This window comes from Telluria sp. BA11 (assembly GCF_056680305.1).
The window spans coordinates 230,994-251,076 of record NZ_CM155275.1; the positions used below are offsets into that span (position 1 = coordinate 230,994).

Sequence of the window (20,083 nt, forward strand, 5' to 3'; positions counted from 1 at the left end):
TTAAGCCACAAGGGAATGTCCCGCCATGCAAGTTGCATACTTGGCACACCACCCGCGTCATTACACGAACGCACCCGGTGCTTTCAGCGGCATGGTTTATCATCCAGAAACATTAACCTTTTTGCAAACGCAGCCAATGAAGCAATTTACCCTTCCGCAGAATTCCTTTCTGCTCCTGCTCACGATCGTCACGATCGCTTTCCTCTGGATTCTGTTGCCGTACTCTGGCGCCGTGTTCTGGGGCGTCGTGTTCGCCATCATCTTCGCGCCGCTGCAATCGAAATTGCTGCGGGCAACCAAGGGCAAGCCGACCATTGCCGCCCTGCTCTCGCTCCTGGTCATCGTGCTGATGGTGCTGCTGCCGCTGGCCATGATCACGGCGTCGCTGGTCGACCAGGTCGCCGGTATCTACACGATGGTCAGCAGCGGGCAGATCGATTTCGCCCACTACTTCGAGGTCGTGATGCGCGCTTTGCCGAACTGGGCCATTTCGATCCTCGAACGCTTCGAACTGACCAACCTGGCCTCGCTGCAGACCAAGATCACCGAATTTGCCGCGCAGATCAGCCAGGCCGCAGCCACGTATGCGCTCAATATCGGCCGCAACACGCTCGACTTCGTGGTCAGCATGACGATCATGCTGTACCTGCTGTTCTTCCTGCTGCGCGACGGCCGCATCCTGGCCGCGCGCATCCAGCGCGCCGTGCCGCTGAGCGTCGAATACAAGAGCCGTCTGTTCCAGAACTTCACGACGGTCATCCGCGCCACGGTCAAAGGCAATGTGCTGGTGGCGGTCGCGCAAGGCGCACTGGGCGGACTGATCTTCTGGATGCTGGACGTGTCCGGCCCGCTGCTGTGGGGCGTGGTGATGGCCTTCCTGTCACTGCTGCCGGCCATCGGCGCGGCACTGGTGTGGGGGCCGGTGGCGATCTATTTCCTGGTGACGGGCGCGATCTGGCAGGGCGTGGTGCTGGCCGCGTATGGCGTTCTGGTCATCGGTCTGGTCGACAATATCCTGCGCCCGATTCTGGTCGGCAAGGATACCAAGCTGCCCGATTACGTGATCCTGCTCTCGACGCTGGGCGGCATGGCGCTGTTCGGCCTGAACGGCTTTGTGATCGGACCGGTGATTGCGGCCCTGTTCATCGCGGCCTGGGATCTGTTCTGCCGCTCGGACGAATTCCAGGAAGAGTAACAGGAAGGGTTGCAGTAAAGGTAAGATACGCGCTTTGCTCCGGCCAGCATCACGTTGGCCGGGGTCCTGCCGCAACCTGATTTAACGAGAAATTCAATGTTCACTACCCTGCTCGACTGGTTCCTCCACCTGGACCGCCACCTCGCCGTACTGGCGGCCGAATACCAGTTGCTCGTCTACGTGCTGTTGTTTGCCGTGATCTTCGTCGAGACGGGCGTGGTCGTGATGCCATTCTTGCCCGGCGACTCGCTGCTGTTCGTCACCGGCGCGCTGGCGGCCAAAGGCATGCTGTCACTGGAAATGCTGATCCCGCTGCTGATCGTCGCAGCGGTAACCGGCGATATCCTCAACTTTGCCATTGGCAGTGCGTTTCGTGAACGTGTGAAGCGCGGTTACCGGTTCCGCCTCATCAAGGCCGAGCACATCGCGCATACCGAGCGCTTCTTCGAGCGCCATGGTCCCAAGACCATCGTGCTGGCGCGTTATGTGCCGATCGTCCGTACGCTCGCACCGTTCGTGGCGGCGCTGGGCAGCATGCGCTATGCCACCTTCCTCGCGTACAACGTCGCAGGCGGCACCCTGTGGGTCGTGTCGCTGACGGTTGCCGGCTATATCTTTGGCAATATCAAGTGGGTCAACGACAATCTGACTGCCGTCATCATGGGCATCATCGTGCTGTCGCTGGTGCCGGGCATCGTGGCCTGGCTGATGGAACGACACCGCGCGCGCCGTGCCGGCGGCCAGGTCTGACCTGACCACATTTGCTGCCAACCAAGCCGGGGAATATCCCCGGCCAGAAGGTCAGGAAGCGCAGACGGCCACTGGCAAGGCCATCGACACGGTGGTGCCCATTCCCGGCCCCGCGCTGCGCACGAAGATCGATCCGCCATGGGCTTCGCACACGCCCTTGGCAATCGTCAAGCCCAGGCCCGCACCGACGGGCGCGCGGCCCGGCGCCAGCGCACGGCGCTCGAATGGCTCGAAAATGTGCTGCAAGTCTTCCGCCGCAATGCCGGCCCCGCAGTCGATGACCTCGGCGCGCAGCACATTGCCTTCGATATAGACCCGCAGGCAGATTTCCTCGCCGTCCGGCGTGAACGCGCTGGCATTGCACAGCACGTTACCCAGTGCCTGCGCCACCCGCTCCGGATCGCAGCGCAACTCGGCATCAGGATTGTCGACCTCGACGATCAAGCGCTGATTGCGCGAGCGCACCAGCGTTTCCACCGCGTCCAGCGACAGGTTCACGATCTCATGCTTCGTGCAACGGCGCAGCTCGACCGGCAGCGTGTGCACGCAATCGACGCGTGACGCGTCCAGCAGATCGGCAATGAAACGCGCCAGCTGTTTGGTCTGGCGCTGGACGACACCGGCCATTTTCGCCACGCCCGGGTCCTTGTTGGCGCGCTGCAGGAGGCCAGCGATGCTCATGATGGGTGCCAGCGGGTTACGCAATTCGTGCGCAAGCATGGCCAGGAATTCTTCACGCGCGTGGGCAGCGTCGCGCTCCCGCTCTTGCAGCCGGCGCTGTTCGCTGATGTCGGTCAGGCAGCACAAAGCGCCCACGACGGCGCCATCGGCGTGGAATACCGGCTTCGCGTGCACGACAATACGGCGGGGCTGACCGTCGCGGCACACGGCGAGCAGTTCAGTAGGACACGGCGATGCCCCGGCGGCTGCCTGCGCCGCCGGGCTAGCCGTCTTGTCCAGCAACTGGCCATCCAGCGACCGGAGCGTTTCGAACCCATCCCAGCGCATGTCTTCCAGCAGCGGGCAGTCATCACCCCAGATCCGCTTTGCTGCAGCATTGACGTGGACCAGTGCGCCATTGGGAGAGCAGCAGTACGCGGGGCAAGGCATTTGCTCGATGGCCCACGAATAGGATTCGGGCCACCCATTATCCAGCTCGCTAAATTCGCCCTCGAGGGCCGTGTTCTCATTGTTCATGGTGCAAATGCGGAAAGAGCACCGCTATCAAAGTCTCAATCGACATTATCGAGGTTGCAACATTTGCACTGCGTAGGAGACTCACTACAGTTCTTGTCGGAGGCTGACGTGACCGGATGTCTACGCGCAAGCAAAGTTTTGATGCAGAGAGTCACGAATTCTCACCGGACGCAACAGACAACGAGCGTTGTCTTATATGAACAATGACACTTTATTTCAATAATGTAACTTTAGTTACTCTAGTCTCAACGTACTATTTGTCGGGCGTCGCCGTATTTGATACGAACTTGCGACACGCCGCCTCCCCCGCTGCGTTTATTTCAGTGGCTCCCTGGACAGGACGCTGCACACCCCAATCGACACCATTGCTTCCTGCAAAAGCGGGAATCCACCAACACAGGAACACGTCCATGCACGCCACCCAAGCCGGCTTCACATTTGGCATCGCCCGCCGCCTTTATTGCGGATTCTCGCTGATTGTCGCCATCCTGCTGGTGCTGTTGACGGTGTCATATACCAACTTTTCAAAACTTACCCAGGCAAATACCTGGAATACGCACACCTACACCGTACTCGCCGGCAGCCAGGACATGATGCAGAGTCTTCTCAACATGGAGACTGGAGAGCGTGGGTTTGCGCTGACCGGGATGGACGCTTCGCTCGAACCATATATTGCTGCCAAGGCAGCTTTCCAGCAAAGCCTCAACAGCGTCATGGCGCTGACGTCCGACAATGCGCAGCAGCAGACGCGCCTGCGTGCACTGCAGGATATGGAGTCACAGTGGCGCGCCGTCGCTGCCGAACCGGTCATCGCCTTGCGCCGCGAGGCAAACGGCAACCCCGCAGCCATGGATGCGGTGGTCCGCTTCGAGCAGACCGCCACAGGCAAGGCGCTGATGGACCGGATGCGCGCCACACTGGGCGAGCTGGCCCAGGCAGAACAAGTGCTGCTGGCCGAACGCTCCAGCGTGGCAGAGGCGCTGCACAGCGCGACCAACAGCGCACTGATCGGCGGCGGTGGCGTGGCCACCATCCTGTCGATCATGCTGGCCATCCTGCTGACGCGCATGGTCCTGCGCCCGCTGCGCGTCATTCTGGCCGCTACCGAAGATCTGCGCAGCGGCGACGGTGACCTTACCTACCGCCTGCCGGTCTTGCCCGCCGAATTCGGGCAGGTGGCACAGTCGTTGAATGGTTTTATCGAGAAGCTGCACGTGATCATCACCGATGTCCGCAAGGGAACCCAGTCAATCGCCGTGGCCAGCAGGGAAATCGCAGACGGCAATCTGGACTTGTCATCGCGCACTGAACAACAAGCCAGTTCGCTGGAAGAAACAGCATCGTCGATGGAAGAATTGACCTCGACCGTGCAACAGAATGCCGACATCGCACGGCAAGCCACCGGTCTGGCAACGAATGCCGCCAACGTCGCCATGCTCGGCAGCGGCGTGGTGGCCGAAGTGGTCTCGACCATGAGCGCCATCAGCGATTCGGCCCGAAAGATCGGCGACATCATCGGCGTGATCGATGGCATTGCGTTCCAGACCAATATCCTGGCACTCAATGCCGCAGTCGAAGCGGCCCGCGCCGGCGAACAGGGACGCGGATTTGCGGTCGTGGCATCGGAAGTGCGCAACCTGGCACACCGCTCGGCCACTGCGGCAAAAGAGATCAAGACGCTCATCAACGACTCGGTCCAGCGTGTGGAGACCGGAAGCCGCCTCGTTGGCGAGGCCGGCAAAACCATGGACGATATCGTCGTGAGCGTGCGCCGCGTGACCGATATCATGACCGAGATCAGCGCTGCCAGCAGCGAACAGGAAACCGGCATCAGGCAGATCAATACGGCGATCAACGAGATGGACAACGTCACACAGCAGAATGCCGCGCTGGTCGAAGAGGCGGCCGCCGCCTCGCAGTCGCTCCAGGAGCAGGCATTGCGCCTCGAAGTGGTGGTAGGTACCTTCAAGCTCGATGTCGCGCATGGCGCTGCCAGTGGAGCCGGGCCAAGGCAGGCACGATCGGATCAGGGCATCGGGGCGTTGCGCCTGGCGGACGCCTGACGCGGACTTGCCGGCCCGCTCTTTCTTGCACTGCAAGCGTCGCCGCCGCGCAACCGCCCTTGCCTGAGCGACGGTTGACCATGCAGGGGGCGGCGATGCGATGATGGCCTGTTGCCGGCTGCGAAGTGCTCGCTGCCGCTCTTGCCACAACCTCATCGGATCAGCCGCTGCCCCGCCAGTGTGCCTTGCACGCTTTCCTGCCAATTCTGAACTCTAAAACCGTCATGATGACATCTCTACCTATCGATCGAATACAACCGGGCGTCCGGCCAGAGGGCCACAGCGCACCGCAGCACGCCAGCGCATGGAAGGCCCACGGCATCTGGATGCCGGGCGTTGTCGTCATGCGCACGATCGGATTTCGTGCCAAGGCCGCGATCATCGCCGCCCTGTTCCTTCTACCGCTGGCCATGCTGGCGACCATCTACTTTTCACGGGCAGCGGACGACCTTGCATTTTCACGCAAGGAGATCGTCGGCGTTCATTACAACCGCACGATCTATCCGCTGATCGACCTGGCGCAGCAACTGCGTCGCGACACGCTCGTGTTGCAGGCCGACGGCGTGGCGCCGGCGTCGATGGCGGCGGTCAAGTCGGACCTGGCGACAGGCTACGCCAGGCTGGCCGCAGCCGAACAGGCCGAGGGCAAGACGCTGCAGACCAGCCAAGCTTATGGCGCAGCGCTGGCCGCCTACGCCAACGTGATGAATGTCACCGGGAGCGCCGCCGTGTTCCAGGCACACACAGCGCATGTGCAGGCGCTGGCCCATCTGATGGAAGTCGTCACCGACAATTCGAATCTGACCCTCGATCCGGAACTATCGACTTACTACCTGATGGATGCAAGCTTCGCGCGTATTCCTGACATCGCCGAGCGAACCGCGCAATTGCGCGGGCTCGGGATCGGGGTGCTGAGCGCAGGCAATGCGACGCCAGTGCAGCGGCGTGACCTGACGACCCATATCACGGTGGCGAAATTTCAGGCAAACAGCATGGCGACCGGCCTGGCGAAGATCAAGGGTGACGACACCCTGGTCACGCGTCTGGCCCTGGCGACGCCATCGGCAGCGACGACTGCGCTCTTCGAGTATGCCGAGCGCAACCTGACCGACGGCGTGTCTCTCGAGCCGGACACCGCAGGTGCGTTCCGCAACCTGGCCAACGGCGTGCTGGAAAAACAGTACGCGCTTGCAGGCCGCCTCATGACGGAGCTCGATGCCCTGCTGCAGGCACGCGTTGCCGCCATCACGCTCGAACGCGACGTGCTGCTGGGCGTGCTGGTGGTTGCGATACTGGGCGCGGCGTATTTCTTTTATGCGTTTTACCGGGTGACGAGCGGCGGTCTGACGCTGATCAGCCGCCATCTCAAGGAAATGGCGCGGGGAGACTTGCGCCGCATACCCGCGCGGCCATTGGGCAAGGATGAACCGGCAATGGTGATCCTCGACCTGCGTACCGCGTACGACGCGCTGCATACCCTGGTGCGCGCCGTCAGCCGCTCTGCCGATGAATTGCACGGCACCAGCAGCGAGATCGCGCAAGCGAGCCTGGACCTCTCGGCACGCAGCGAAGCGGCGGCGGCATCGCTTGAGCAGCAGGCAGCAGCCATGGAACAAATCGGCGCCACCGTCGGCGGTAACGCAGAGCGTGCCGGAACTGCCGAGCGCTTCGCGGCCGACAGTGCCAGCCTTGCCGCCGACGGCGGCAAGGTGATTTCCAGCGTGGTTACCACGATGCAGGAGATCCATGCCTCGTCGGCACAGATCAGCGACATCACCATCGTCATCGATGGTATCGCCTTCCAGACCAATATCCTTGCATTGAATGCGGCTATCGAAGCAGCACGCGCCGGCGAGACAGGTCGTGGTTTTTGCGGTGGTTGCATCGGAGGTGCGTACCCTGGCGCATCGCAGCGCGGCAGCGGCTGCAGAAATCAAGACCTTGATCGCAGCGTCGGTCTCCCAGATTGCTGGTGGAACCCATGTGGTGACGCAGGCCGGCGCCACGATGACGGTCGTTGTCGGCAATGCGCACAAAATGAGCGGCTACCTGAAAGACATTGCCACAGCATCGACGGAACAGGTACACGGCGTTAAACAGGTCAGTGCGGCGATCCATGAACTGGACGATCACACCCAGAGAAATGCCGCGTTGGTTGAAGAGACGTCAGCTGCATGCACAGCCTTGAAGCAGCAGGCTGACAGCCTGCAACACAGCATCGCAAAATTTCTTGCTTGAATACCAGGTATTCATCAGGGCCATCGAAAAGGCAAGGCGCAGTCAACGTTAAATAGAGACTAGCTTTGAACTGATGAGCAGTCCAATGGTCTGACCCCTGCCCCCAGCGTCAGGAGTCGAGCATGAAAGCGCCACGTTTCAAGAATTGGTTCGCAAAACTGCCTTCACTGAACGGGCCACAGCGCCGGCAAGTGCTCGATGCCCTGCATCCTGCAGCCGGGCTCGATCAGGTGGTTGCGCTCATCACTGATGTCAGAGCGCCCGGCCGCTGCTGCCCCAAATGCGGCAACGAGCGTTGCTATCGGCATGGTTTCGCCAACGACTTGCAGCGCTATCGTTGCTGTTCCTGTGGCCGCACCTTTAACGACCTCACCGGCACGCCGCTGGCGCGCCTCAGGCAAAAAGCCGAATGGCTCGCGTATTCGCAGGTGCTGCTCGACTCACTCACCGTGCGCAAGGCCGCAGATCGGGTCGGTGTACACCGCAATACGGCCTTTCGCTGGCGCCACCGCTTCCTGCATTGGGTCAAGCTCGACCGACCCGCGGCGCTTAACGGCATCGTCGAAGCTGACGAAACATTTCTGCTCGAGTCACAAAAAGGTTCGCGAACGCTCGATCGGCCACCGCGCCGCCGCGGCGGCCGCGCTGCCAAACGGGGTATTTCCAGTGAACTGGACTGCATCCTGGTCGCGCGCGACCGCGAGGGGCGCACGGCCGATGCCGTCACTGGCCGGGGTGCGCTCACGGCTGCGCAACTCGAACGCGACTTGCTGCCCAGGCTCGATCGGCAGGCGTTGCTGGTCAGTGACAGCCACGCTGCCTACCGCGCCTTTGCACGCAAGCACAGAATCGCGCACGAGACGGTCAACGTGCGCGCCGGGGTACGTGCGAGGCGGCTAGGCGATCTTGCCATCCATGTGCAGAACGTGAATGCCTACCACCAGCGTTTCAAGACCTGGCTACAGGGCTTTCGTGGCGTGGCGTCGCGCTACCTGCCCAATTACCTGGGCTGGCGCTGGGCGCTGGATGGTGAGCGGATTATGTCGTCAGAACAATTGCTTAGTATCGCTATCAGCGTCATCAACAGATAACGTTGATAGCGCCAAAGACAGCGCTGACAGCGCAACGAAAAACGCCCTGCATCAGGCAGGGCGTTGAATCGATACCGGGAATCGTCCCGGACGTGCAATCAGTGTGAGGCGATCAGTTCGACTTGGCGTGCGCAGCCAGGCGGCGGGCCACTGCTGGCGAGACCGCATCGGCGCCGCGGGTCATGCGGTACAACGCCCAGACATCGGCGCTGCCGGTGGTGCGGGTTGCGGCGCTTGGGGCTGCCTTGACTTCACGCACGAAATCGAATGCGGTGCTGAACACGGCGGCCAGTTGGGCAGCGAACGATGGGCGAAGGGACAAGGTGGTCATGATTTTCTTCCTGTGTGTTTGATCTGGTATGAAGCTAGTATGCGCTCTCTCAGATAGAAATCAAATTGCGATCCATGATAGTCGTCATTCACAAATCAACTATCTCGACAATCCCGTATTTGATCAACAACAGGAAACCAGGCGGTACCTGCGCAATGCCGGCACCGCCATGTATTGAGCGCAGGCCGTCTCAGACGCCCGCCAACGCAAGGCGTTCCGCCGGCGCTTCCCGGCTGCGCGCTGGTGCCTGATGGACGGCGCCAGCGCGCACGTCGGTCTTGAAGACACTGACGACATCGGCCAGGTGCGCAGCCTGCTCCTGCATCGAACCGGCGGCGGCAGCGGCTTGCTCGACCAGCGCAGCGTTCTGCTGCGTTGCCTGGTCCATCTCGGTGATGGCGGCATTGACTTGCTCGATGCCGGCGCTCTGTTCGTCGCTGGCATGCGAGATTTCGCTCATGATGCCGGTCACGAGGGAAATGCTCTGCACGATATTGGTCATCGTGGTCCCCGCACTGTCGACCAGACTGGTGCCAGCTTCGACTTTCTGTACCGAGTCGTCGATGAGGCCCTTGATTTCCTTGGCCGCAGCAGCCGAGCGATGCGCCAGGTTACGCACTTCGGTGGCAACGACGGCAAAGCCACGGCCCTGTTCACCGGCACGCGCCGCTTCCACGGCGGCATTCAGCGCCAGGATATTGGTCTGGAACGCGATGCTGTCGATGACACTGGTGATGTCGACGATCTTGCGCGACGACGCATTGATTTCACTCATCGTGCCGACCACTTGCGCAATCACGGCGCCGCCCTGTCCGGCAATGCTGGCCGCTTCGGACGCCATCGTGTTGGCGCGGCGGGCGTTGTCGGCATTCTGGCGCACGGTGGACGTGAGTTCTTCCATCGACGAAGCAGTTTCTTCCAGCGAACCGGCCTGCTGTTCGGTGCGACGCGACAGGTCCAGATTGCCGGCAGCGATTTCGGCCGAGGCAGTCGCGATGGTTTCAGTACCGGCCCGGACACGGGTCACGATACCGAGCAGGTTATCGTTCATTTTCTGCAAGGCCGCCATCAGCTGGCCGGTCTCGTCGCGGGTCGTGACGGTGAACTGGCTGCCCAGGTCGCCCGACGAGACGCGGTCGGCAACCGCCACCGCATCCTGGATCGGCCGCACGATCGAGCGGGTAATGAAGATGCCGAAGGAAACGCCGAGCACGATGGCGAGCGTTCCCAGGCCAATCAGGGTCGTACGCGCCGTGTCATACGCTGCAGCCGCATCGGCCACGAATTTTCCTGCCGAGTTTTGCTGGGCAACCGCAAGCTTGTTGATCGATTCGAGGTAGGCAAGGCTCGTCGGGCGCATCTGGGTGTCGAAGATGCGTCGTGCGCCTTCCGTGTCGCCGCCGTTCTTGGCAGCGAGCAGCGCGGTGCGTGCGGCCAGGTACGGCGCCCGGGCGGCCACCACTTCTTCGAGCTGAGCCTGCGACTTCGGGTTGCGCAAGCCGGCCTTGATCGTTTGCTGCAATTCGGTGGAGCGCACCGAACCCGCTGCAATACGGTCAGTGATGATCCTGACCTGCTCGGGCTCTGGCGTGCGGTACGCCATTTCCATCAGCGTGGTGTTGACTTCGATGATCTTGGACCACTCGGCCACGTTGCGCTGGTTCTTCATGCTGGTATTGACCACGCGATCGGTCGCATCTTTCATGTCGCCCATGCGACCGAGGGTAACAACGATCACGATGGCCATGAGGATCAGTACGGCCGCGTAGCTGAACGCCAGGCGCGTGCCTATTTTTAAGTTTTTCATCAACGGTTATCCGGGAGGGTGTGTGTGACCGGCGCCCTGCGTATGCAAAGGAACGCCGCATGGCAAAGATGCCCAAAAGAAATATCATCGCACATGCGACACCGTCGCGTGTTGCACACGGCCAACATCTTCGCCTAACAGAGCCGAATCTTCGCGTAGTGCACGTAAATACTTTCAACCTCAAACATGGTCGATTCAGCATGCATATGGCGCTGTTTGATCTTCTGCGCCTGTCGATCGGGCGGACTGCCGTGCAGCGCGGACCTGCGCGACCCTCTCAGTTACCGGCCACCGGAGTAATCGCGCGGAAAATCTGGATGACCGCCGGTCCCAGCAACACCACCAGCAATGCCGGAAAAATGCAGAAGATCAGCGGGAACAGCAGCTTGGTTGCAATCTGCGCCGCCTTCTCTTCCACCAGTTGCCGCCGCCGCGTGCGCAGTTGTTCCGATTGCACACGTAGCGCGGTGCCGACGCTGGTACCAAAGCGCTCGGCCTGGATCAGCATCTTGACGAGCGCATCCACGTCTTCCACGCCGGTGCGCAGCGCCAGATTGCGCAGCGCTTTTTCCTTGGCGCTGCCGGCGCGCAGTTCCAGCGTCACCAGTTGCAACTCGTCGGCCAGCACCGGACTTTTCAGGCCGATCTCATTGCCCACGCGGGCCAGCGCCGCATCCATCGCCAGACCCGCTTCAACGCAGACGGTCATCAGGTCGAGCGCATCGGGGAAGCCTTCGAAGATGTCGCGCTGGCGGTTGGCGACACGGCGCTTCAGGAGAAAGTCCGGCAGGTAGTAGCCGATGCTGGCCGCGCTCACCAGCAGCAGGAAGGTCAGCGCCAGAGGCCGGTCAGCCTGGTGCGGCAGCGCGATCCAGACCAGCAGTGGCAGGCCGATCGTCAGCACCGATTTGCCGGCGTGGTACAGCCCGGGAGCCGAGGGCGCGCGCCAGCCGGCATTGATGAAGCGCAGCCGCAATGGCGAGGATTCCCACCCGTCGGTCGGCACCGACAGCTTGGCCAGCGGCTCGGCGAAATCGGCCAGGCGCGCGCCCCAGCCGTCCCCGCGTCGGGTCTTGGGCATATCGCGCTCGTCCAGCGCCACCAGACGCGCCTTGACGGGATCGCGCGTCAGCAGCAGCAAGGCTGCCACCGCAATGCCGAACACCAGCAGGAACATCGCTGCCAGCATGAGAATGTTTGCCATGGTCATCGTGTCGTACTTTCGTTACATCCGGATGCGTACGATCTTGCGGATCGCCAGCACGCCAAAACCCATCATGCCGAGCGCCGCGCCGCTCAGCTGGCGCCCGATCGGATCGTTGACCAGCACACCCATTGTCTCGGGATTGGCCAGCGCCATCATGCCGCCGGCGCCAAACGGCAGCAGGCACAGCACCCAGGCCGAGATGCGACCCTCGGCCGACAGCACGCGCACCTGGCCGGCCAGCTTGTGACGATCGCGGATGATGCTCGAAATCGACGTCAGCAATTCAGTCAGGTTGCCGCCGCTCTCGCGCTGGATCAGCACGGCAACGACGAAGTACTGCAAATCCATGCTCGGCACGCGCTGCGCCAGGTTATTCAGTGCGTCGCTCATCGAGACGCCAAAGTTGACTTCATCGAATGCAGTCTTGAATTCTTCGCCCAGCGGTGCGCTCATTTCGTCGGCCACCAGTTTCAGCGCCGTCGGAAACGCGTGGCCGGCGCGCATCGCGCGGCTCATCATGTCGAGCGCTTCGGGCAGCTGGCGCTCGAAGCGCACCATGCGCGCATCGCGCGCGCGCGTCAGGCGCAGCAGCGGCAGCCACCCGGCAACGAGGGTGCAACCCATGAAGCCGAGCAAGGGCAGGCGCAGCAGCAACGCCGCCACGATCCCGCCAAACGCAAACGCTGCGCACACGGCCAGCAGCGACGCCACTTTCTGCGCACTGCCCGCCTGCAGCAGCATGCGGTCCAGCCGATACACGCCAGGCACGCGGCGCAGCAGCGGTTCAAGCTCCGGGTTGTCGGACAGGCGCCGTTCCTTGACGATGGTGACATCGAGTTCGCGCGTCTCGCGCCCGATCACGCTGCGCAGCCGGCGCGCGATGCGCTCGGCTTCCGGGTTGTTGTTCGCCTGCCAGGCCGTGTACACGCCCCATACCAGCAGCAGGACGGCGGCAAACACCAGCAGGATGAACAGGAGGAAGGTGGTATCCATGCCAGGGGTCCTAGCGCGGCTCGAAGATGTGCGGCGCGAGGTTCACGCCGAACGTGCGCAGGCGCTCGGCAAAGTGCGGCCGTACCCCGGTGGCGGTCGACTGCCCCAGCACCGTGCCATCGTCGGCCACGCCAGTCTGCCGGAACGTGAAGATCTCCTGCATCGTGATGACGTCGCCCTCCATGCCCGTCACTTCCGTGATCGACAGCACCTTGCGCTTGCCGTCGGTCAGGCGCGAGACCTGCACGACAACGCCCACGGCCGACGCGATCTGCTGGCGCATGGCCTTCGGCGGCAGGTTCGGCGCCGCCATGCTGATCATGTTTTCCAGACGCGTGAGCGCTTCGCGCGGCGTGTTCGCGTGCAGGGTCGCCATCGAGCCTTCGTGGCCGGTGTTCATCGCGCCCAGCATGTCCATCGCTTCTTCGCCACGCACCTCGCCCAGGATGATGCGGTCGGGGCGCATGCGCAGCGCGTTCTTGACCAGCGCGCGCTGGGTCACTTCGCCCTTGCCTTCGATATTCGCCGGCCGCGTTTCCAGGCGCACCACGTGCGGCTGCTGCAGCTGCAGTTCGGCCGCGTCTTCGACCGTCACGATGCGCTCGTTGTGGCTGATGAAGCCCGAGATCACATTGAGCATCGTCGTCTTGCCCGAGCCCGTGCCGCCCGAGATCACGATATTGACCTTGGCCTTGCCCAAGCCCTGCAGCACCTCGGCCATGTCGGCCGTCATGCTGCCATACGCGACCAGGTCGGCCAGGCGCAGCGGATCGGCCGAGAAGCGCCGAATGGACATCACGGCGCCATCGATCGCCAGCGGCGGGATGATCGCGTTCACGCGCGAGCCGTCCGGCAGGCGCGCATCGACCATCGGGCTCGATTCGTCGATGCGGCGGCCCACGCGCGAGACGATCTTGTCGATGATCTTCATCAGGTGCGCTTCGTCGGTGAAGGTCACGTCGGTCAGTTCGAGCTTGCCGCGCCGTTCGACGTAGACCTGCTTGTGCGTGTTGACCAGGATGTCCGAGACGGTCGGATCTTCCAGCAGCGGCTCGAGCGGGCCGAAGCCCAGCATCTCGTTCTGGATGTCGCGCGTGAGCATCTTGCGCTCGGCATCGTTGATGACGACCATCTCTTCTTCGAGCAGGCGCTCGACCAGGAGGCGCAGCTCTTGCCGGATCTGGTCGCCGTTCAGGCGCTGCATGCTTTCCAGGTCGATGCGGTCGAGCAGCGCTTCATGGATGCGGGCCTTGAGCTGGTGGTAGGCGCGGTTGTCGATCGGCCCGCCGCGCACGGCGGCGGCGCGTGGCGCCGGGGCGCCGCTGGTCACGCGCGTCGGTGCGCCCGCTATCGTGCTGGTGCTGCTGGCCAGGGCTGCGCTGCCGAGGCGTTCGCGCAGCGAGGCGGATGGGATCATGTTCATGTCGCTGGATTCCTTGGACAATTGGCGGGTCATGCGTCAGTCTTGCGGCGCTTGAACAGGCGCGCCATCACGCTGGCCGCCGCTTGCGGCGCCGCCTCGCCCGTCTGGCTGCGCGCCATCGTCATCAAGGCTGCGCTCAGCGGGCTGTCGGGCGCCAGGCGCGTGATCGGCACGCCCTGGTTGACCGATTTGGCCGCCGCATCGTAGTGGTTCGGCATCGTGCGCAGGTGCGTCGTGTCAAAGGCCTGCTCGAGATCCTTGAGCTTGATGTCGCTGTTGTTGTCGTGGCGGTTCACGACGATCTCGACCTTGTCGTTGCCATATTCGAGGTTGCGGAACACGTCGAGCAGGCGCTTGCCGTCGCGGATGTACGGCAGCGTCGTTTGCAGCACCGGGTAGATCGTGTCGGCATGGTCGAGCGCACGGATCGTCACCGGATCCAGGCTGCGCGCGACGTCGAGCACGATGAAATCGTATTGGCGGCGCGCCAGCTTGATGATCGCGTCGATGTGCTCCGGCTTGACGTCGCTGGCATGTGCCGGATCCGATGGTGCGGCCAGCACGCTGAAGTTCGGCGTCACGGCGACCATGCTCGACGACAAAAACGACGGATCGAGCCGGTGGATCTGGGTCGCGACATCCGACAGCGTGGCCAGTGGCTTGCTGTCCGACACAAACAGCGATGCGTCGCCGAACTGCAGATTCATGTCGATCATCGCCACGCGCTTCGTGCCGCCCGCCGACAGTGCATAGGCCAGGTTCGTGGCCAGAAAGGTTGCCCCGCTGCCGCCCTTGCAGGAAATAAAAGCCAGCACCTTGCCCTGCGCGGCGCCCTGGCTGCCGAACTTCTCGGCGATGTGGTCGACGGCCTTGGCCAGGTCTGCAGCGCCGGGCGCGGCCGGCAGCACTTCGCGCACGCCGGCGCGCATGGCGCGCAGCAGAAAGTCCTGCGACAGGTCGCCCGACAGCACGATGAACGCCATGCGCGGGAACAGGTGACCGAGCCGCTCGAGCTGGTCGAGGTCACCCTCGTCGGCGCGCGGCTGGTCGACCACCAGCAGGTCGGGGATGGCGTCGTCGCTCATTGTCGACAGGCGCGCCGGCGTTCCGGTGATCATGTCGACTTCGTCGCTGCCCGGGCGTGCGCGCAATTGGCGCGACAGCTCGATCAGATGGCGCTCGTCGCGCGATAGGACTGCGATTTTCATGATGATCTCTATTTGTTCGCGCCGAACAGCGTGCTGTCGACCTGGGGCGCGGGCGTGGCGAATGATCCCTGGTAGTTCTTGTAAGCGAGAACCGCGGTGCCGGCATCGCTCCCTGGGTGCCCCGGCATGCCCTCGGGAGCGATGATCTGGCTGGCCATGATGGCGCGCACGGTGTTGCCGGTGCCGGCGAGCGAACTGGTCGTGCAACCGCCCAGGAGCGACAGCATGCACGAGACGGCGAGAATGGAAGTAACGGTTTTCATGATCATTTCTCCGGTGCGGCAGAGGCGGCGGCGCCTTCAAGCTGGCCGCCAAGCAGGAATTCGGTGCGGGTCGGCTCGACGTACTCGTCGGTTGGCAATGCGGGCTGCGACTGCATCGGCTTGGCCAGGCGCGGCGTCACGATGAACACCAGTTCGGTGCGGTCACTCTGGAAGTCGCTGCTTCGGAACAGCGTGCCAAGCACCGGGACGTCGCCCAGGAACGGGAAGCGCCTGATGGTGCTGGTCACGTTATTGCGGATCAGGCCACCGATGGCGAAGCTCTGGCCATCCTGCAGCTGCACCGTGGTCGCTGCGCGCCGCGTCGTAAACGCTGGCAGGATCGCGGTTGCGCTGCTTGAACCGCCAGTGCTGATACCGATCCCTTCGCGATTGAGTTCCGACACTTCCGGCGCCACGCGCAGGTTGATGCGCCCGCCCGGCAGCACGGTCGGGGTGAACTTGACGGCCACGCCATACTCTTTTTCTTCCAGCGTGACCACGCCCGCCCCGCCCGCTGCATTCTGTGCAACCGGGATGAAGATCTTGCCGCCGGCAAGAAAACTTGCCTCCTGCCCGCTGATGGCCATGACGTTCGGCTCGGCAAGGATCTTGACCAGGCCGTCGCGCTTTTCACCATCGATGGTGAGTTCCTTGATGCCGGTGCCCACGGCGCTGACGGCGCCGGCGCCGCCACTGAGCAGGCTCGATACGGCGGCATAGGTCCAGTTGCCGTTGGTCTTCGAGAAACCCGCCTTGGCGCCCAGCTGGTCCACGAGCGACTTCGAGATTTCGGCGATTTTCACTTCCAGCATGACCTGCTGGGGTGCCGCGATCGACAGCATGTTCAATACTTTCGCTGCGGCGCCAGAGCCTGCAGCCGGTGCCGCCGCCGGTGCGCCGACGGACAGTGGCGACGGGCTGCCGGCGCCGCTGTCGGCCTGCTGGCCGGCGCTTTCCTGGAACGCCGTGGCCAGGTCCACCAGCTGGCTTGCCACGCCAACGTCGCTGACCATTCCCGACAGCACCACGGCATTGCCACTGGCGCCGATGCGGATATCGCGCTCATGCGGGAACAGCGCGTCGAACTGCGCGCGCAGCGCCGACGTATCGATGGCCACGTCCAGGTCGATCACGGTCGAGCGCTTGTCGCGGCCGGACACGATCAGGTTGGTACTGCCCACACTGCGCGCAACGATCACGACTTCGCTCGCGCCCGGGACCACGACGTTGGCCACTTTCGGGTCGCCCACCATGACCGCGCCGGCCGGCGTGCAGAAGCGCTTGAGGACGGATTTGCCGCGCATCAGCTGGAGCCGCTGATTTGCACCACCGCGCAGGTCGATGCAGTCGGCCGATGGTGCGACCGGTACGGCTGCGGTCACCTTGATGGCAGAGGCAGCCGGGGCAGCATGGGCGTCGAGCGTCAACGCGACGGCGCAGGCCAGCAGGGTCTTGTGAGTCAATGTGGTCATCACGAAATCTTCATTCAAAAGCTTTGCGAAGCGGCGTCCAGGCCGCGGATCACCAGGACACCGTCGCGCGGCGCGCTTGGCTGACGTGGTGCGGGAGATGCAGTACGCGGCGCTGGCTCACTCACCGGCGCCGGGGCCTTCGCCGACACGGCCGGCAGGCCAAGCACGGATTCACGCGTGGCGCCGGTCGTGTTGGCCGGTTGCGCTTCGGCCTGATTGCGCAGCACCAGCGACAGTGAACCGATCGAGCGGGCCAGGTCGAGCTTTTCGACTTCGTTTGGTGTGAGCTCGAGGGTCACGGCGTTGACGAGACGCGGCTTGTTGTCGTCCACGGCCGATTCCTGCGCCACGGCCAGCACCAGGATGCGCTCGAGCACGATCTTCGAGATCGAGCCGGTGTTCTGCGCCAGGTCGTTGTTGGTCGGTGCCAGGTTGACGAGAATGTCGACGTAGTTACCGGGCAGCGCGAAACCGGCCACGCCGACAATGTCATTGACGCCAACGGTCATGGCGCGCTTGCCGCTGGCCACGACCGCCGACAAGCCGCCCAGCGTGCCGGCCGGCGCCAGCTTCGATTCGAGCACCGGCTCGCCGCGTGCAATGTCGCCGCGGGCGATACGGCCCTCGAGCAGCTTCATATCGGTGATCGCGCCGGGCGGCAGTGCGCCGGCGGGCCAGTCGGCCAGCTGGAGGCTGGCCGGCAGGATGCGCGCGCCCTGCCCGATGTCGGCGGCGGCCACGACCACGCGGGTGCCGGCCGGACCCTGCTCGCCCATCCACTTGGCCGCCAGTACCACGGCGCCCAGCGCCAGCAGCAGTGCCACGCCAATGATCAGGATTGCTCTCGAATTACGCATGTTCATACTCCGTCGTGCCGCGTTCGCGGCGTTCTTGTGGTGCGGGCCGGCCGGGAGCGCCCGCGGCAAAGTAGTTGTCCCAGGCCCAGTCCAGGGTGGCGCGTGACAATGTGGGGGCACGGTCTTCGTAGCGTGCCAGGTCGCGCAGCTGGCGCATCAGGTCGCGCGGGTAGCAGGCCAGCAATGGCACGCCGCGCTCGCGGTGGCAGGCCAGCAGGTAGTCGAATGACGCGGCGTCGAATGCAACGCCGACGCTGTCGCAGGCCTGCTGAAACAGGCGCGTGTATTCGGCCTCGGACGCTGCCGGCACTTCGATCTTGTAGCCAAGCCGGCGCAGGAAAGCGCCGTCGGACAGGCGCTGTGGCACGAAGTTCGACGAGAACACGACGATCACGTCGAACGGCACCTGGAACGTGTGCCCCGTGTGCAGCGTCAGGTAGTCGACATTGCGGTCCATCGGCACGATCCAGCGGTTCATCAACGCTTCCGGCGTGCAGCGCTGGCGCCCCAGATCATCGATGATGAAAATGCCGTTGTTCGATTTGAGGTGCGGCGGCGCCTGGTACAGGCGGGTGTGCGGATCGAAACGCAGATCGAGCATGTCCAGCGTGAGTTCGCCCCCGGCCAGCGCGGCGGGACGGCGCACGCCGCGGACCCAGCGCATGTCGGGCGCGCTGCCGCGGTCCAGGCCCGGAAGTTCCACTGCGGTCTGTTCGGTCACGCAGTGCTGCACGTTATCGAAGAACGGAATCACTTCGCCATCGACCATCAGCGCATGTGGCACGTCGATCGTGCCGACCAGCAGATCGCGCAGGCGCTCTGCCAGGTAGGTCTTGCCGCTGCCAGCGGCGCCGTGCAGAAAAAGCGCGCGCCCCGAGTTCATGCCGGCGCCGATCTGGTCGAGCACGACCGGATTGACGACGACCCCATCGAAGGTCGCGCCCATCGCGCTGCGCGTCACCTGCATGTTTGCCACGCTGTGCGCCTTGACCTGGGCCACGTAGGCGGCCAGCGTAACGGGCGCCGGACCCGCATAGGCGTTGCGGCCCAGCGCAGCCTGGGCCCGCGCACGGCCCGCCTCGGTGAGGATGTAGCACAGGTCGGCGTCGGTGCCGCTGTTGCCGATGCGCGCCACTTCACACAGCTTCTCGGTGCGCAGGAACGCGATCAGCGGGTCGATGACGCTGACATTGAGCTTGGTGTGGCCGGCAAGTTCAGCCAGGCGCAGTTGACCGCGCTGGGCCAGCACCTTGCTCAGCAATTCGGCGAGGAACAGGAACGGCAAGCCGGTTTCCTCGACCGTGCGCGGCGCCCGGTCATTCGATGGGGCGAGCAAAGCGAGGCTCACAGCGGCATCTCCCCATGCACGTGCAGCCACAGCACACAGCACACGGTGGCGCTGGCAATCGCAATCGCATACGGCAGACGGCCGCTGGCTGCTTCCGGCGGTACCGTCGGCGCGGCGACCGTGCCGGCCAGCGCCGAGTACGTCGTGTGCAGCGCCATGTAATACGCGTTGGCGACCAGGCGGCGCAGGTTGCGCTGCCAGGCCGCGAAGCCCAGCGCCAGCACGCCGCCTGCCACCAGCGTCAGCAGGCCGACGGTGAGGATCTGGCCCGCGCCGACAAAAGCGCCGACCATGGCCAGCAGCTTGACGTCGCCGGCGCCCATCAGCTTCAGCGCGTACATAGGCAGCAGCAGCGCCAGACCAAGCGCACAGCCGCCAAGCGCAGACAGGATGCCAAGCCCGCCGACCGGGGTCGTATACAACCCTGCCCCTGCCGGCAGCAGCGCATGCAGCGCGAATGCGGCCAGCATGCCTGGAAACACGATGGCATTCGGGATGCGCCGCGCGCGCACGTCGGTGAAGACGGCAACGCCAAGCAAGACGAACAGCAGCAGGAGTGGCAGAGTTGACAAGGAAATCTCCGGGTAAAAAAAATCCGGCAGCGGGGCCACCCGTGCCGGATCGGGTCCGCCTTGGGGCG

At 63.7% G+C, this 20,083-nt stretch carries 17 protein-coding genes and 1 pseudogene; 6 read left to right on the forward strand and 12 right to left on the reverse strand.

Annotated elements, in window-relative coordinates:
- Nucleotides 1–136: 136 nt before the first annotated feature.
- Together AC1MGT_RS00990 and AC1MGT_RS00995 are read left to right on the forward strand one after the other, a co-directional pair.
- On the forward strand, nt 137–1,195 hold the full coding sequence (locus AC1MGT_RS00990; protein ID WP_499502523.1) for an AI-2E family transporter: 1,059 nt from the start codon (nt 137–139) through the stop codon (nt 1,193–1,195).
- A gap of 96 nt (nt 1,196–1,291) precedes the next feature.
- Entirely contained in the window at nt 1,292–1,945 is a 654-nt protein-coding gene (locus AC1MGT_RS00995; protein ID WP_499502525.1) for a VTT domain-containing protein, read from the forward strand.
- Nucleotides 1,946–1,996: 51 nt separating this feature from the next.
- On the opposite strand, the gene AC1MGT_RS01000 is transcribed toward AC1MGT_RS00995, so the two are convergent.
- Entirely contained in the window at nt 1,997–3,142 is a 1,146-nt protein-coding gene (locus tag AC1MGT_RS01000) for a PAS domain-containing sensor histidine kinase (protein ID WP_499502527.1), read from the reverse strand.
- A 410-nt stretch (nt 3,143–3,552) separates the two neighbouring features.
- Between AC1MGT_RS01000 and AC1MGT_RS01005 the strand changes: the two genes are divergently transcribed.
- The 4 genes and pseudogenes from AC1MGT_RS01005 to AC1MGT_RS01020 all read left to right on the forward strand — a co-directional run bounded on the left by AC1MGT_RS01005 (nt 3,553) and on the right by AC1MGT_RS01020 (nt 8,534).
- The gene (locus AC1MGT_RS01005) at nt 3,553–5,205 is read left to right on the forward strand and encodes a methyl-accepting chemotaxis protein (RefSeq protein ID WP_499502529.1); all 1,653 of its coding nucleotides are present in this window, start codon (nt 3,553–3,555) and stop codon (nt 5,203–5,205) included.
- Nucleotides 5,206–6,812: 1,607 nt separating this feature from the next.
- Nucleotides 6,813–7,061: pseudogene (locus AC1MGT_RS01010) on the forward strand (methyl-accepting chemotaxis protein); the annotation flags it as partial.
- Complete coding sequence (locus AC1MGT_RS01015) at nt 7,030–7,443, forward strand: methyl-accepting chemotaxis protein (RefSeq protein ID WP_499502531.1); 414 nt, start codon at nt 7,030–7,032, stop codon at nt 7,441–7,443. The pseudogene AC1MGT_RS01010 and the gene AC1MGT_RS01015, both read left to right, overlap by 32 nt.
- 122 nt (nt 7,444–7,565) lie before the next feature.
- Nucleotides 7,566–8,534, forward strand: coding sequence for an IS1595 family transposase (locus AC1MGT_RS01020; protein WP_499502532.1), 969 nt, complete (start codon nt 7,566–7,568; stop codon nt 8,532–8,534).
- Nucleotides 8,535–8,646: 112 nt separating this feature from the next.
- On the opposite strand, the gene AC1MGT_RS01025 is transcribed toward AC1MGT_RS01020, so the two are convergent.
- The 11 genes from AC1MGT_RS01025 to AC1MGT_RS01075 form a co-directional block, all read right to left on the reverse strand.
- Nucleotides 8,647–8,865, reverse strand: a complete 219-nt coding sequence (locus tag AC1MGT_RS01025; protein WP_332531694.1) for a hypothetical protein — start codon at nt 8,863–8,865, stop codon at nt 8,647–8,649.
- Nucleotides 8,866–9,055: 190 nt separating this feature from the next.
- The gene (locus tag AC1MGT_RS01030) at nt 9,056–10,672 is read right to left on the reverse strand and encodes a methyl-accepting chemotaxis protein (RefSeq protein ID WP_499502534.1); all 1,617 of its coding nucleotides are present in this window, start codon (nt 10,670–10,672) and stop codon (nt 9,056–9,058) included.
- Nucleotides 10,673–10,949: 277 nt separating this feature from the next.
- Nucleotides 10,950–11,882 carry a type II secretion system F family protein gene (locus tag AC1MGT_RS01035; protein WP_499502536.1) on the reverse strand — a complete coding sequence of 311 codons (933 nt, stop codon included), beginning with the start codon at nt 11,880–11,882 and terminating at the stop codon, nt 10,950–10,952.
- A gap of 15 nt (nt 11,883–11,897) precedes the next feature.
- On the reverse strand, nt 11,898–12,872 hold the full coding sequence (locus tag AC1MGT_RS01040; RefSeq protein WP_499502537.1) for a type II secretion system F family protein: 975 nt from the start codon (nt 12,870–12,872) through the stop codon (nt 11,898–11,900).
- Nucleotides 12,873–12,882: 10 nt separating this feature from the next.
- On the reverse strand, nt 12,883–14,295 hold the full coding sequence (locus AC1MGT_RS01045; RefSeq protein WP_499502539.1) for a TadA family conjugal transfer-associated ATPase: 1,413 nt from the start codon (nt 14,293–14,295) through the stop codon (nt 12,883–12,885).
- Between the two features lie 29 nt (nt 14,296–14,324).
- The gene (locus tag AC1MGT_RS01050) at nt 14,325–15,503 is read right to left on the reverse strand and encodes a CpaE/TadZ family protein (RefSeq protein ID WP_499502540.1); all 1,179 of its coding nucleotides are present in this window, start codon (nt 15,501–15,503) and stop codon (nt 14,325–14,327) included.
- An 8-nt stretch (nt 15,504–15,511) separates the two neighbouring features.
- The gene (locus AC1MGT_RS01055) at nt 15,512–15,766 is read right to left on the reverse strand and encodes a hypothetical protein (protein WP_499502541.1); all 255 of its coding nucleotides are present in this window, start codon (nt 15,764–15,766) and stop codon (nt 15,512–15,514) included.
- A 2-nt stretch (nt 15,767–15,768) separates the two neighbouring features.
- Nucleotides 15,769–17,238, reverse strand: coding sequence for a type II and III secretion system protein family protein (locus tag AC1MGT_RS01060; RefSeq protein WP_499502542.1), 1,470 nt, complete (start codon nt 17,236–17,238; stop codon nt 15,769–15,771).
- A gap of 14 nt (nt 17,239–17,252) precedes the next feature.
- On the reverse strand, nt 17,253–18,095 hold the full coding sequence (cpaB, locus tag AC1MGT_RS01065; protein ID WP_499502544.1) for a Flp pilus assembly protein CpaB: 843 nt from the start codon (nt 18,093–18,095) through the stop codon (nt 17,253–17,255).
- Entirely contained in the window at nt 18,088–19,443 is a 1,356-nt protein-coding gene (locus tag AC1MGT_RS01070) for a DUF8689 domain-containing protein (RefSeq protein ID WP_499502545.1), read from the reverse strand. Before AC1MGT_RS01070 ends, cpaB begins: the two co-directional genes overlap by 8 nt.
- A complete protein-coding gene (locus AC1MGT_RS01075) occupies nt 19,440–20,015 on the reverse strand; it encodes an A24 family peptidase (protein ID WP_499502547.1) in 576 nt (191 codons plus the stop codon). Before AC1MGT_RS01075 ends, AC1MGT_RS01070 begins: the two co-directional genes overlap by 4 nt.
- Between the last annotated feature and the right edge of the window lie 68 nt (nt 20,016–20,083).